17 protein-coding genes are annotated in these 13,210 nt (G+C 56.8%); 5 read left to right on the top strand and 12 right to left on the bottom strand.

Annotated elements, in window-relative coordinates:
• Nucleotides 1-92 precede the first annotated feature (92 nt).
• The 3 genes from EPD60_RS10620 to EPD60_RS10610 are packed head-to-tail and all read left to right on the top strand — an operon-like array spanning nucleotide 93 to nucleotide 2,543.
• A complete protein-coding gene (locus EPD60_RS10620; RefSeq protein WP_131449425.1) occupies nucleotides 93-899 on the top strand; it encodes an alpha/beta fold hydrolase in 807 nt (268 codons plus the stop codon).
• A gap of 1 nt (nucleotide 900) precedes the next feature.
• A complete protein-coding gene (locus EPD60_RS10615) occupies nucleotides 901-2,124 on the top strand; it encodes a PAS domain-containing sensor histidine kinase (RefSeq protein ID WP_131449424.1) in 1,224 nt (407 codons plus the stop codon).
• A complete protein-coding gene (locus EPD60_RS10610) occupies nucleotides 2,121-2,543 on the top strand; it encodes a response regulator (protein WP_131449423.1) in 423 nt (140 codons plus the stop codon). The genes EPD60_RS10615 and EPD60_RS10610 overlap by 4 nt, the downstream gene beginning before the upstream one ends.
• Before the next feature lie 82 nt (nucleotides 2,544-2,625).
• Here EPD60_RS10610 and EPD60_RS10605 read toward each other — a convergent pair whose 3' ends face one another.
• A complete protein-coding gene (locus tag EPD60_RS10605) occupies nucleotides 2,626-2,823 on the bottom strand; it encodes a hypothetical protein (RefSeq protein ID WP_207896608.1) in 198 nt (65 codons plus the stop codon).
• Nucleotides 2,824-2,918: 95 nt separating this feature from the next.
• On the opposite strand from EPD60_RS10605, the gene EPD60_RS10600 reads away from it, so the two are divergent.
• A complete protein-coding gene (locus EPD60_RS10600; RefSeq protein WP_131449421.1) occupies nucleotides 2,919-3,698 on the top strand; it encodes an alpha/beta fold hydrolase in 780 nt (259 codons plus the stop codon).
• A 67-nt stretch (nucleotides 3,699-3,765) separates the two neighbouring features.
• Here the strand turns inward: EPD60_RS10600 and EPD60_RS10595 are convergent, their stop codons facing one another.
• From EPD60_RS10595 to EPD60_RS10575, 5 genes are all read right to left on the bottom strand, one after another.
• Nucleotides 3,766-3,960 (bottom strand): hypothetical protein, encoded by a 195-nt coding sequence (locus tag EPD60_RS10595; RefSeq protein ID WP_131449420.1) that lies wholly within the window; start codon nucleotides 3,958-3,960, stop codon nucleotides 3,766-3,768.
• A 156-nt stretch (nucleotides 3,961-4,116) separates the two neighbouring features.
• Complete coding sequence (locus tag EPD60_RS10590) at nucleotides 4,117-4,374, bottom strand: hypothetical protein (protein ID WP_131449419.1); 258 nt, start codon at nucleotides 4,372-4,374, stop codon at nucleotides 4,117-4,119.
• Between the two features lie 114 nt (nucleotides 4,375-4,488).
• Complete coding sequence (locus EPD60_RS10585) at nucleotides 4,489-4,695, bottom strand: hypothetical protein (RefSeq protein ID WP_131449418.1); 207 nt, start codon at nucleotides 4,693-4,695, stop codon at nucleotides 4,489-4,491.
• Nucleotides 4,696-4,969: 274 nt separating this feature from the next.
• Nucleotides 4,970-5,518 (bottom strand): YceI family protein, encoded by a 549-nt coding sequence (locus EPD60_RS10580; protein WP_131449417.1) that lies wholly within the window; start codon nucleotides 5,516-5,518, stop codon nucleotides 4,970-4,972.
• A gap of 45 nt (nucleotides 5,519-5,563) precedes the next feature.
• On the bottom strand, nucleotides 5,564-6,448 hold the full coding sequence (locus EPD60_RS10575; protein ID WP_131449416.1) for a pirin family protein: 885 nt from the start codon (nucleotides 6,446-6,448) through the stop codon (nucleotides 5,564-5,566).
• Between the two features lie 106 nt (nucleotides 6,449-6,554).
• On the opposite strand from EPD60_RS10575, the gene EPD60_RS10570 reads away from it, so the two are divergent.
• Nucleotides 6,555-6,947 carry a winged helix-turn-helix transcriptional regulator gene (locus EPD60_RS10570; RefSeq protein WP_131449415.1) on the top strand — a complete coding sequence of 131 codons (393 nt, stop codon included), beginning with the start codon at nucleotides 6,555-6,557 and terminating at the stop codon, nucleotides 6,945-6,947.
• Nucleotides 6,948-7,013: 66 nt separating this feature from the next.
• Here EPD60_RS10570 and mnmE read toward each other — a convergent pair whose 3' ends face one another.
• From mnmE to EPD60_RS10540, 6 genes are all read right to left on the bottom strand, one after another.
• Nucleotides 7,014-8,399, bottom strand: coding sequence for a tRNA uridine-5-carboxymethylaminomethyl(34) synthesis GTPase MnmE (gene mnmE / locus EPD60_RS10565; protein ID WP_131449414.1), 1,386 nt, complete (start codon nucleotides 8,397-8,399; stop codon nucleotides 7,014-7,016).
• Between the two features lie 173 nt (nucleotides 8,400-8,572).
• The gene (locus EPD60_RS10560; protein ID WP_131449413.1) at nucleotides 8,573-9,388 is read right to left on the bottom strand and encodes an energy transducer TonB; all 816 of its coding nucleotides are present in this window, start codon (nucleotides 9,386-9,388) and stop codon (nucleotides 8,573-8,575) included.
• Between the two features lie 59 nt (nucleotides 9,389-9,447).
• Nucleotides 9,448-9,999: an ExbD/TolR family protein gene (locus EPD60_RS10555; protein WP_131449412.1), complete on the bottom strand. Its 552-nt coding sequence runs from the start codon at nucleotides 9,997-9,999 to the stop codon at nucleotides 9,448-9,450.
• A gap of 25 nt (nucleotides 10,000-10,024) precedes the next feature.
• Nucleotides 10,025-10,675 carry an ExbD/TolR family protein gene (locus tag EPD60_RS10550; protein ID WP_131449411.1) on the bottom strand — a complete coding sequence of 217 codons (651 nt, stop codon included), beginning with the start codon at nucleotides 10,673-10,675 and terminating at the stop codon, nucleotides 10,025-10,027.
• A gap of 64 nt (nucleotides 10,676-10,739) precedes the next feature.
• The gene (locus tag EPD60_RS10545; RefSeq protein WP_131449410.1) at nucleotides 10,740-11,600 is read right to left on the bottom strand and encodes a MotA/TolQ/ExbB proton channel family protein; all 861 of its coding nucleotides are present in this window, start codon (nucleotides 11,598-11,600) and stop codon (nucleotides 10,740-10,742) included.
• A 154-nt stretch (nucleotides 11,601-11,754) separates the two neighbouring features.
• A complete protein-coding gene (locus tag EPD60_RS10540; protein WP_131449409.1) occupies nucleotides 11,755-13,026 on the bottom strand; it encodes an ABC transporter permease in 1,272 nt (423 codons plus the stop codon).
• Between the last annotated feature and the right edge of the window lie 184 nt (nucleotides 13,027-13,210).

Here is a 13,210-nt window from a genome sequence, read left to right as displayed (position 1 = left end):
TCCGGCGGGCCGCCGGGGTTGGAGGTCTGCCGGAATTAGACCAAATTTGTCAGTCCCCTCAACGGGTTTTCACCCTTCAACCTGCACATACAATGGATTCTTCCGTACTCCGGCGCAACAATGTTCGCATTTCCGGCAAGGGCACCCGGCCCCTGCTCTTCGCCCACGGGTTTGGCTGCGACCAGAACATGTGGCGCTACCTCACTCCCGCCTTCGAAAACGACTACAAGATCATCCTTTTCGACTATGTGGGCTCCGGCAAATCCGACATCAGCGCCTGGAACCCGGCGCGCTACGAAAGCCTCCGCGGCTACGCCCAGGACATCCTCGACATCTGCCGCGAGCTCGACCTCTACGATGTGATCCTGGTGGGTCATTCCGTATCGTCGATGACCGGGCTGCTGGCGGCCAACGAGGAGCCGGCGCGCTTTGAGCGCCTCATCATGGTGGGCCCTTCGCCCTGCTATATCAACGACGACGGCTACAACGGCGGCTTTTCGCGGGCCGACATCGAAGGACTGCTGGATACGATGGAGAAGAATTATATCGGCTGGGCCAACTTCCTGGCGCCGGCCATCATGGGGCAGCCGGGGCGTCCCGAGCTGGGCGCCGAGCTCACCGAGAGCTTCTGCTCCACCGACCCGAAGATCGCGCGCCGCTTTGCCGAGACCACCTTTTTCTCCGACAACCGCCGCGACCTGCGTCATGCCCGCGTGCCCTCGCTCATCCTCCAGTGCTCCGACGACATCATCGCGCCGCGCACCGTGGGCGACTACCTCGCGCAAACCCTGCCGCAAAGCACCCTGCGCGTGATGAAGGCCACCGGCCACTGCCCGCATATGAGCGAGCCCGAAGAAACGATCCGACTTATCAAAGAATACCTGGCCACGGCCGCCTGACATGGAAGCCTACCTGGAAAATGCACCCTGCCTTTACTTCGTGGTCAACGCGGAGGGCACCCTTATTACAGCAAACGCCACCTGCCACGAGGTGCTCGGTTATGCGCCGGGAAGCCTTGACGGATCGTCGGCTACGCGCATCTTCACCGTAGCCACGCGCATCTTTATTCAAACCCACCTGCATCCCCTGCTGCGCCTGCAGGGCAGTGCCGAAGAAATTTACCTGTCGCTTTGCTGTGCCGACGGCAGCGAGCTGCCGGTGCTGCTCAATGCGCGCTCCGGAGCTGAAGGACAGTTCCATTGCGCCGGCATTGTAGTGCGCCGCCGGCAGCAGTACGAGGGCGAACTTATCGCCGCGCGAAAGGCAGCAGAAACGGCGCTGCACGAAAACACCGAGCTGCTTGGCGCGGGGATAGCCTTGCAGCAGCAGGTTGAAGAGATAGAACGCCAGATGCAACTGGCCGAATGGCGGGCCGCCGAGCTGCGCCAGCTCAATCATGCCGTTACCCACGAAGTGCAGGAGCCCCTGCGCAAGCTGTCGGTGTTCACCACCATGCTCACGGAGCTACAGGGCAGCGAAGGCGTGGAGGAAATGACCGGCAAGATCCGCCGCGTCACCAGCCACCTGCGCGAGATCATCCAGGGCATGCAGCAATTTGTGTGGGTAAGTGAACGGCCACTTCGCCTCCGCGAAGTGGATCTCTGCCACCTGTTGCCCCTGGTGCAGCAGCAGGTGGAGCAAGACCTGCCGGGCGCCGCACTTCTCATTGAAAAAGAAAACCTGCTGCCCATCAGGGCCGATGGCGAGCAGCTGCAACTGTTGTTGTACCAGCTGCTGCACAACGTGGTGCGCTTCCGTAAGCCGGGCGGCACGGCACGGGTGCGGGTGCAATTGACACCGCTGCAACGCAACCGCTTCCGCAACGTGGAAGGACACTACCGCTACGATGAATACCTGCGGATCGAGATATGCGACGAAGGCATCGGCTTCGAGCCGCAGTACCGCGAGCAGGTGTTCGAGCTGTTCAAGCGCCTGCACACGCAAAGCGGCCGCGGTGTTGGCCTCGCGCTGTGCCGTAAGATCGCGGCCAACCACGACGGCGAGATCACGATCGAAAGCGAAACAGGAAAAGGCACGACCGTCACCATTCTTTTACCCGCGGCAACGCCGCCGTCTATAACAGAAAATACCGGAACCCGATTTGTGCAACCCGAAACCACATGATGCAACCCAATAAAATTTTGCTTGTAGACGACGACTCCGATGACCGCGAGATGCTGATCAGCACCCTGGCGTTCGTAAACCCACAGGTGGAGATCGACTGCGTGCGCAACGGGCTCGAAGCCCTTGACTACCTCGACGAGATGCGGTCCAGCGCGCAAAAGCTTCCCTGCCTCATCGTGCTCGACATCAACATGCCGCTGCTCGATGGCAAGGCCACCTTCGAGCGCATACAGCACGACGAGGTGCTGCGGAGCGTGCCGGTGGTGGTGCTCACCTCCAGCGCCAACCCGGTGGACAAGGAGCACTTTCAGCGGCAGGGTGCGGTTTTCTTCACCAAGCCCGATGATTATTCTTTCCTGAAAAAAATTTCGGTGTACCTCCTCAGTGTCTGCTGCCGACCCTTTCAGCCGGTAGCGTGATGTGAAAGCAGGCGCCTTCGCCGGTATCAGGCAAGGCCAAGCTGATCTGCGAAGTAAAATCGTTTCCCTGTCAGAACTGGCACTAGCCGGATGGCCGTATCGGCGCGTCGGTAATAGTGGCACCGAAGAGGTTGATGGCGTTGGCGATATCCGACATAAAGCAATGGCAGATCATCGACAGCTCGGCAATGTTGACCGATACCACACGCTCCAGCGCCAGCTTGCGAAAGCGCTGGAAGTCCTGCGGCGTCTGGAACTGTATTTTGACGATCTCCATCACGACCGCGCATCAGCGAATATCAGGCCGGAATTGGGTTTTGGCCTTCTGTTTTGCGGTCATGGCGACCCGTAGGTTCCGATATTTGCCGCTTTCCCATGAGCACTACCGATAGCATGATTACCTGCAAGGGGCAAGGGCTTTTTGTTCATCGGGCCGAAGACCATCCCGGCCGCCCTACCCTCGTGTTTCTGCACGACTCGCTGGGTAGCGTCAGCCTCTGGCGCGACTTCCCGCAACGGCTAGCCGGGGCTACGGATTGCAACCTGCTGGTATACGACCGCAGGGGCTATGGCCGTTCCGAACCTTTCGCTACCGGCGCCCGCACGCCCGTCTACCTCGAGCAGGAAGCCGACACGCTGCAGGCACTGCTGCTGCAACTGGGCATCGGCAATGCGCTCCTCTTCGGGCACAGCGACGGCGCCTCTATCGCACTCATCACGGCTGCCAAATATCCCGAAGGCATCCGCGCGGTGATTTCCGAAGCGGCGCACATCTTTGTTGAAGAAGAAACGCTGGACGGCATCCGCGCAGCCCTGCGCGCCTACATCGAAACCGACCTGAAGGCGCGCCTCGCGCGCTACCATGGCGACAAGACGGAAGCAGTCTTCCGTGCCTGGACCGATACCTGGCTGAATCCCGGCTTCCGCAATTGGAACATCACGCACTTCCTCCCCCGCATCACCTGCCCGGTGCTGCTAATCCAGGGCAGCGCAGACAATTTCGGAACGGACGCGCAGGTGAACGGCATCCGGGACGGCGTGCGGGGAACCGTATCCGTATTTCTACCGGACGGCGTGGGACATACACCGCATAAGGAAGCAATGGAAGCCACGATGGCCCGTGCGACCGAATTCATACGGATGGTAGCAGGATAACGGCTGCGGATCCTGTCAGATCCCCTTTCACTGGAAAGAATACAATAGCAGGCAAGAAACAGGTACCCTATTCCGTTTTGGCCAACTCCGCTTCTTTATGACTGAGGGTAAACTGGGCGCTCTTCAGGGCTTTGTACAGCGCATTGATCTCTTTATAAGGCCTGCCTAGGGCAACGGCCTCTTCAAAATCTTTCTTTAATGAATCCAGGAGGATCCGCAGCCTGGCGGGCTCCATATCCTGGAAGTTTGATAACGGTTCCATGTGGCGCTAAGTATGGTAGGGTGTCTAAAGTAATCGGCCAAATATCGAATAAAAAACAAATGTGAAGCTCTGCCGTTTTCCAAAAATTTTTCCGGGTATGCAGCGAAGTTATCGGTGCAACCGGGCGCGCCACGGAGCGCGCCTTACCCAGGAATTTCAGGTCCGCCTTTTTTCGTAATCCAGTATGGCGGCAACCAGTTGCTCCCGGTCGATATAGGCAAATCCGGGCACCTGGGCGGAAGACAGGATCTTCCATTCCTCCTGTACCCGTTGCAGGCGAAAGACCTGGCGCCGGTGCCCCACTTCAGTATGAATGTGATAGGTCAGCGGTAAATCCGGGTGGTACATCCGGATAAAAAGATAGCGCCGCCCGCCGATCTGCTGCTCGAAGCGCTCTTCTTGTGAAAACTGCATTTCTATCGTGTCAGGTCAGGAAATGGATCGCCAACAAAATACAAGCGACAAAAAACAACGCAAAAAGCAACAGCACGCCCTGTAGCAATAACTTCTTTTCCCGGCTTGCCATAATCAGTGCGCTTGAAGTGTTGAAGAAAAGTGTTCCTGTATTTCGTGCTCCCCGAGGCGGGCGATCTGCTTTTGCAGGCCTACGATCCGGGATCTGACGCGGATCAGCTCCAGCGCCGGTTGCCGGTTTGAATAAATATGATGATAGCGGGCTTCGTAATGGCGCAATTCTTCCTGCAATGCGTCCAGGGATTTTGTCGTATGGTTCATAAAAGGGTAGACAAAACTATTGATCTGGTTGAACCGGCGCGGGCCTTTTTGACCAGCTAGGTAGTTTTCTTACGGAGCAATAATAGAGAGTGCATACCGGCAGTCTGCCGGAATCGCTCCGGATGACCGGAAATGAGCTTTGTACGTGTCTATTTTCGCGACACATAAAAAATACCCGCTGCAGGAGCGGGTATTGTGCGAACCAGGTGCGGGATTTAGCCAGACGGTCTACGCGGGATTTCGAGGCGATTATGAAACGTTTGCCGGCAGAACATTATGCTGCCTGGACCGCGGCCTGCTTTACCAGCTGCGCTTCGCTGTGGATCTTCACTTCCTCTCCCAGCATGACGCCACCTGTTTCGAGTGCCCCATTGAAGCTGACACCCCAATCGCTTCGGTTGATCTTACCGTTAACCGTGAATCCGGCACGTTCGCCTCCCCAGGGGTCCTTAGTAACACCGCTGAACTCCACGTTCAGTTTCACGGGCCTGGTCACACCTTTCAGCGTCAGGTCGCCATAGAGCGTAAAGTTCTCACTGCCTACTTTTTCGATGCGCGTGGAAACGAACTTCAGCTCCGGATGCTTTTCCGTTTCGAAGAAGTCGGCCGTCCGGAGGTGCGCATCGCGCTGTGCGTTGTTGGTGGAGATGGAAGCCATATCGGCAGTCACCGAAATTTTTGCAGTAGTGAAGTCGGTTCCCTCAGTTTCCGCTTCAACCGAAAAGGTCTGAAAGGAGCCGGAAACGTTGGTGATCATGAGATGGCGGATCTTAAATCCGAGTTCGCTGTGTGTGGGGTCTAATGACCATTTTGTTGTTGCCATGATATTGTCGTTTTACAGATTGTATGTGTTTAAGAAATAGTTGTCTCAGTGGTTCCAGCCGCCGAATTTTCCTTGTTGAAAATCCTGGTAAGCCTGGTCGATCTCCGCCTGTGTGTTCATCACAAAGGGACCGCGCGCAACGATCGGCTCATTGGTCGGCGCAGCATGGCCGAACAGGATCAGCGCATCGCTCGTTGCCTCGACATTGATTTGTTCACCAGCGCCGAAAACTACCAGATTATGCGCCGCTGCGGAAGCGCCGTTTACTGTGACGTTCCCTTTGATCACATAGAAAAGTACCGAGTGATCGCCAGGAACCGGGATGTCCACGGTTCCGCCTTCTTTAAATCCGACAGTGGCGAGGTGCACATCCGACAGTGACAGGATCGGCGCTTTTCGATCCTCCCACAGGCCGGAGACGAGGTGTATCGTTACGCTACCGTTGTCAAGTGTGAGGTCAGGAACCTGGTCCTTTTGCAGCCCGATGTAGTTCGGTGCACTTGATTTCAGCCGGGCAGGCAGGTTCACCCAGAGTTGAAGAATGTCAACGTTGCCGCCGTTCCGCATGAATTCTGCTGAAGATTGCTCGCTGTGAATGATACCGCGTCCTGCGGTCATCCACTGAACACCGCCGGCCTTGATGTTGCTTTCGAAGCCGGTACTGTCCTTGTGCACCAGGTCGCCTTCGACGATAAAGGTTACTGTTTCAAAGCCTTTGTGCGGGTGCGGGCCAAACGGCAGGCCCTTATTGTTGGGCCCGAAACGTTGTACACCGTGGTGGTTCAGGAAAATAAAGGGGTCGAGCCGCTCCATCGGCAGCTTGCTGGCCGGCAGCGCCGTGTACGTGATGAGGCCGTGGTAATCCACCGGGTTTACCGGGTAGACCGCCTCGACAACTTTGGGGCGGGTGGAGGTCTTATGGTTGTTCATTTTGCTTCTTTTTCGTTGATGAAGCAAAACTACCTATCTTTACTTACAAAATGTAACTACTATACAAAAGGTAAGTAGTTACCTTTTGGTAACCAATATCGAAGACATGAAAAAGATCCCCACAAAGCAAGCCCTGGCCGCACCTGCCGACTGTAAGCTGCGGCTTCAGGCCATTTCAGATGCCTTGTATGCCATCGGCGGCAAGTGGAAGCTACCGATCATTGTAGCGCTGCTGGAAGGGAGAAGCCGCTTCAACGAGCTGCAGCGCACCATCGAAGGCATCTCCGCAAAGGTGCTCGCGGCAGAGCTAAAGGAGCTGGAGCTGAACGGCTTTGTAAAGCGCGAAGTGTTTGCCGGGCCGCCCGTGGTTGTTGAGTACCAGCTGGCCCCGTACAGCAGGACGCTGAGCACGGTCCTCGACGCACTGTCGGATTGGGGCCGAAACCACCGCGATAAGATCAAGAAGCAATTCCAGGATGCCATCGGCGATGGCAATTAATGCGGGCAGTAGTGGTCGCCCTTCGAGGAACAGGCAGAACAGCAAGCCTGCCGGCGCAGGAACGAACTACTTCCCGATACAGAACTTGCTGAAAATATAATCCAGCTGGTCCTCGTTGGTGATCTCCCCGGTGATCTCGCCAAGGAAGTGCAGGCAGCGCCGGATGTCAAGCGCGATCAGGTCGCCGGGGATACCGTTGTCGAGGCCTTCGAGCACGTCGTTCACCGAGCGCTGCACCTCCAGGAGGGCCGCATAATGACGGGCGTTGGTTACCACCACATTTTCTCCGCCGGTATCGCCTTCGAGCACGCGGCTCACCATCTCCTTTTTCAGCTCCTCGATGCCGCGGTCTTCGCGGGCCGAGATGAAAAGGATATTCGGCCGGTCTTGCCACCGACGGCGCCCTTCGGCTTCGTTGGCAATGTCCACTTTGTTCGCCACCAGCAGCCAGGGCTTGGCGAGCGCCTCCAGCTCCTCTTCCAGCTCCCATAGTTCTACGGGATCGGTTTCGGCGATGTCGAAAAGCAGCAGCACCAGGTCGGCCGACTGCAGCTTTTGCCGGCTCTTCTCGATCCCCGCGCTTTCGATCACGTCGGCGGTGTGGCTGCGGATGCCCGCGGTGTCGATGAGGCGAAAAAGGATGCCGTCGATATTGAGCACTTCCTCCACCGTGTCGCGGGTTGTGCCCGGAATGGCGCTTACGATGGCGCGCTCCTCGTTGAGCAGGGAGTTGAGCAGGGTGCTCTTGCCGGCATTGGGCCGGCCAACGATCGCCACCGAGATGCCATTGCGGATTACGTTGCCGAGGCGAAAAGAATGGAGCAGCTGCTCCGTAAGCGTACGTGTCTCGTGCAGCAAGGCACGGAGGCGGCTGCGGTCGGCAAACTCCACGTCTTCCTGCGAGAAATCAAGTTCGAGCTCGATGAGTGCCGAAAACTGCAGCAGCCCCTCGCGCAGCTGCGCCAGCGCTTTGGAAAAGCCGCCGCGGATATGCTGGAGCGCCGTGCGCGCCGACGCGGCAGAATTAGCCGCGATCAGGTCGGCCACCGACTCGGCCTGCGCGAGGTCGAGCTTGCCATTGAGAAAGGCACGCTGCGTGAACTCACCCGGCTTCGCCAGGCGTGCGCCTTCGGCAATACAGGCGTCGATGATGCGTCCCTGCACGTAAGGGGATCCATGGCAGGATATTTCCGCCGTATGTTCGCCGGTATAGCTGCGGGGGCCCTTGTAGAGCGCCACCACCACTTCGTCGAGGTCTTCCCCTTCGCGGCGTAACAGGCCCACGTGGAGGGTGTGCGAACGCTGGACCTGAAGGTCTTTGGCGGGAAAGAGCCGGTCAACAATTTCGATCGCCCCGGTGCCGCTGAGGCGGATCACGCCAATAGCGCCGATACCGGGCGGGGTTGCTAGGGCTACGATCGTGTCGGACCAGCCGCTTAACTTTTGAAGCATCTGCAAAAGTAATGAGGGAATGTGCTAATGGGGTAATAAGGAATTGGTTCAAGGGGCCCAAGGGGTTCAGTTGGCTGGTGGCGGAAAGTGCCGATTAACTAATAGACCCATTAACAAAAAGCCCCTCTTGCGAGGGGCTTTGATACTATTAAGGTAATTGTGATCCGGAGTTGTTACTCAGAGATCGCGAAGGTGATCGGCTGGGTGCGGTAAGCCTTTACCTGGCGGCCGTTCTGGATGGCGGGCTGCCATTTCGGACCGCGCTTGATCGCACGAACAGCTTCATCAGCCATGCCATAGCCCGGATCGTTGAGGGCCTTTACATCGGAGATGTTGCCTTCCTTGTCCACGATGAACTGCACTTTAACGGTATAGGTACCGGCGGGTGCGTCGCTCGGGGGCTGCAGCGTGCGCTGCAGGTAGGCGATCCAGGCCTTCTGGCCACCGGGGAATTCGGCTTCGTTTTCCACCTTGGTAAAGGTCTGGTCGTAGTTGGTTTCGTCTTTGGGAGCGGCCACTACGGCTTTGCCTTCATCCACCGGCGGAACAGCGATATCCTGCTTCACACCTTCCTGGCTCACGACGTCGATCTTGGTGTCCTGAAGCTTTTCCACTTCCGGCGGAATGTCTTCCTTTTTTACCTGCTCATCGGGAACGATCTTGGGCGGGGTGAACTTGGTCATTTCCACCTTCGGCGGCGGCTCTGTCTTGGGCGGCGGGGGCGGCGGGGGCTCCGGCTTCGGCGGCGGTGCCTCTTCTACTTTGGCCAGCTCCACATCCTTCACGTCCAGCACCTTCGTGTCTTTTTCGAGCTGCTTCGAAACGATGGCAGCCAGCACCACCAGCAGGAAAATGCTGGCAGTGACGATCAGCGCGATGCGGATCCTCCTGGGGTAAGTCGTACGGAGGTCGTAGGCCCCGTAGTCCTTATTCCGTCCCTCGAAAACGAGGTCCAGGATATCGGCACTTAAAATTTTGTTTGCTTCCATTGTTGCAATTTGTTTTTATTGGATGCGCCACGTAGCACATTCCACAAGCTTAATACCACTTATTTGACACCTGCGCCGGCCTCGGTCGCCTTCACCAGCTGGTTTTCCTGCGGGGTGATGTCGATGAGGGCAAAACGCTTGATCTCGGCAATGGTCATCTCGTCGAGCATGTCCACCGTATTCTTATAGGTGGCCTCTTCGTTCGGCTTGATTACCACTACGAGGTCGGCGGCGTCGGTGCTCTGTTTCTTCTGCATGATCACCTTGCGGATCCCGTTCTGCGGATCGTAAGAGGCGGTCTTGAAGTTAGAGCCATCGGGCAGCAGCTGGCCTTCGTAATAATACACCTGGTTGCCTTTGCCCATCATGATGGTGAGGGCGCCGGATTCCTTGGCCTTGTTTTGCTCGTCGGGCTTGTCGGTATCCTTCGGCATGAACAGCGACATTGCTGCCGGCGTGCTCATGGTCGTGGTAAAGATGAAGAAGGTGATCAGCAGAAAGCCCAGGTCCACCATCGGCGTCATGTCTACACGGGTAGACAGCTTCTTCGCTTTCTTGACGCCTGGGCCTTTCTTATGGCCACTATCCCCACCGGAATCTATACTTGCCATTTCGGATTTCTTTTAGTTAAAAACGTTATTTCTGCGAGTTGCGGGTAACATACAGCGGGCTGCCCACCGGCGCCTCTTCGGGAGAGGTCACCAGCTTGAACTTGTAGATGTCGTTCCGTGTGAAGGCGGAAAGCACATTCTTGAAGTCGGGGTACTTTGATGAATTGTCACCTTTGATCATGTACTGCACCTGGCGGCCAGACATCAGGGTCACCGCGTCGCGCACCCAATAAGCGAGCTCATTGGTAGCGGAATCCTTTACGGGGATGCCCGGCTGGCGCACCTTGGCCTGGTCGGCAGGCGCATAGCTCAGGATCTGCTTGAGACCGGTGAAGGGAACACCGAGCGGACCCGAAACTTTGTAGCGCTGCATTTCCGCCTCGCTAAGGCCCAGGTTGCGGGTCTTGTTGAGGTTCGAAATGAGGTCGTACTTCACCTGGGGATCGGTGGTTACCAGGTCGAAGAACACACGGCCCTCTTTATCCCAGCTTACCATCACGGCGTCTTTATCCGCCAGCTTCTCGGTAGACACGGAATTGGGCGTGGTGATCTCCACGGGCTCCGGTGGTTTGAATTTGGTCGCCAGCATAAAGAACGACAGGATCAAGAACGCCACATCCACGAAGGGCGTCATGTCCGTATCGGTGCTTTTTCTGGGAATTTTTACACTTGGCATGTTGTGTTACGTAATTTTTTAATGAGATGCTTTTTTATCGCCGTTTCCACAAAAACCGCCGCGCTTATTTGTAAAGCGAAGCAAAGCTTTGGGTCAGGGTGAAGCCAGACTCATCAATACCGTAAGTGATGGCGTCGATACGGGTGGTGAACACGTTGTACATGATCAGCGCGAGGGCCGAAGTACCGATACCGAGGGCCGTATTGTACAGGGCCTCGGAGATACCCTGGGCGAGTGCACCGGCGTTACCGCCACCGCCTTCAGCACCGAGGGCCGAGAAGGAGCGGATCATACCCAGTACCGTACCCAGCAGGGCTACGAGGGTACCAACCGAAGTGATGGTGGAGAGGAACACCAGGTTCTTCTGCAGCATCGGGAGCTCGAGGGCAGTAGCTTCTTCTACTTCCTTCTGGATGGAGAGAACTTTCTGCTCGGTGTCGAGACCTTGCTCGCTGATCATTTCCTTGTAGCGACGCAGGCCGGCCTTCATTACGTTGGCTACGGAGCCACGCTGCTTGTCGCACTCGGCGAGGGCGGCGTCAACGTTGCGGTTGGCGAGGTGATACTGCACCTTGCGGATGAAGTCGGCGATAGAGCCGTTGCCGAGGGCGCGACGAATGGTGAGGAGGCGCTCGATGGAGAACGTGATTACCATCAGGAACATACCGATCAGCAGGGGAACGATGATACCACCTTCGTAGATCGCGTTGAGACCCGACTTGGGACCTTTATGCGAGGGCCAGAACCAGCCTTTACCAGGTTGGGTAAAACCAGAGTCGGCACCCATGACAAAGCGCCAGATGATATAACCGGCCACAACGCAGATGATGGGGGCCAGCCAGGAGATGGCATTGCTGCTACGCTTCGGTTGTACGGAAGTAGCCTTGGTGGAAGTTGTACTTGCAGCGGGTCTTTGTTCTGCCATGATTCTGTTTTTTGGATTTGAAAAATGAAAAATAAAAATAGATCGATTAAGAGGTCACAATTCTAACGAAAAAACGGATTAAACGTTAACCTTGTTGCATTTTTTTTGCCGGGCTGTGGAAAGATTACGTTAAAGCTGAAACCCGCGCCCCGCCTCATTCGTAGCGTAATGCTTCAATCGGGTTCAGTCGTCCTGCCTTGAACGCGGGATAGAGTCCGGCCAGCAGACCCACCAAAGAACAGATCACAATGCCCAGGCCTACCCAGTTCCAGGGCACTACGAAACCGGTTCCCATAAGCATTGCAATAACATTTCCCGCCGCCACGCCGAGGATGATACCGAACACGGCACCGGCAAGGCTGATGATGATCGACTCGATCAGGAACTGCAGTCGGACGCTGCTGCTTTTCCCCCCGATTGCTTTTACGAGTCCTACTTCCTTGGTACGCTCGGTTACCGCCACCAGCATGATATTCATGAGCCCGATGGCCGCGCCCACAAGCGTGATCAGCCCGATCACCGTTGCCGAAAGCGTCAGGAACCCGAGGCTGTTCATGGCTTTCTCCGCTACCGAGTCGCTTCGGTCGATCACGAAGTTGCTCTCCTCGGTGGTGTTGAGGCGGCGCACCGAGCGGAAAACACCTTCGGCCTCCCCCATCGCTTCCTCCACCTGGTTGAGGTCATTGGCCATCACGCCGATGGCAAAGGAGCCGTTCGGGTTGAAGTTCCGCTGGGCCGACTTGTACCCGATCACCACGATATTGTCGCGGCTGAACCCGAAGGAGGAGCCGCGGCTGCCGAGGATGCCTACCACGCGGAACGGGATCCCGTCCACACGGACCACGTTGCCGACGGCGCTTTCCATCCGCGGCTTGAAGAGGCGCTTGGCCACATCGTAGCCCAGGAGACAAACGTTGCCGGCGCCCTGCACTTCCTGCCGCGACAGGTTGCGGCCTGAATGCAGGCTGAAGCCGTTGAGAAGCATGTAATTTTCATCGGCGCCGAAAAGAAATACGTTCGGCGTCGTTTTGCGGGTGCCGCTGTTGATGATGGCATTGCGCGAAGCAAACGTGGATAGGCCCACCTGCGCCGGGAAGTGGAAAGATGCAGCAAAGGCTTCGGCCTGCTCGATCGAGATCGGCTTACCGAGGCTGGACGTTTTCTGACGCCGTCCCTTCTTCGACACCTTCATCTCGTTGCTGTTACCACCGAAGTTGATGTTCCGTTCCTTGTAGCGCAACGTGAAACCGTTGGCGCCCATGGTCGAGAAGCTCTCTGTGAACTTCTGGCTCATGGCCTCGATGCAGGTGATGATAAAGATCAGGGCCATAATGCCAAGCGCGATGATGGCCACAGTAATGCCGGTGCGGAGCTTGTTGCCGCGCACAGTGCGGGAGGCGAGTGCGTATACGTCGAGGAAGCGCATAATTCTAAGCTCCTAAGGTAAGCAAAAAGCCCCCTGTCGCCCCAGGGGAGCACTCAGGTGGATGATACTTACCCCATCGTTGGTCTTTTTAAAGCCATTCGTTCAAGCAAAAAGTCCGGATCGCGAAGCGATCCGGACCTTTTCTTACTATCGACCTGGAGATTGATCGAAAAAAGTCTGCTTG

The sequence above is a fragment of the Flaviaestuariibacter flavus genome (genome assembly GCF_004337505.1).
Taxonomy (GTDB): Bacteria; Bacteroidota; Bacteroidia; order Chitinophagales; family Chitinophagaceae; genus Flavisolibacter; species Flavisolibacter flavus.
Note: the sequence above shows the minus strand (reverse complement) of the source record. Positions and strands in the feature narration are given on the sequence as shown.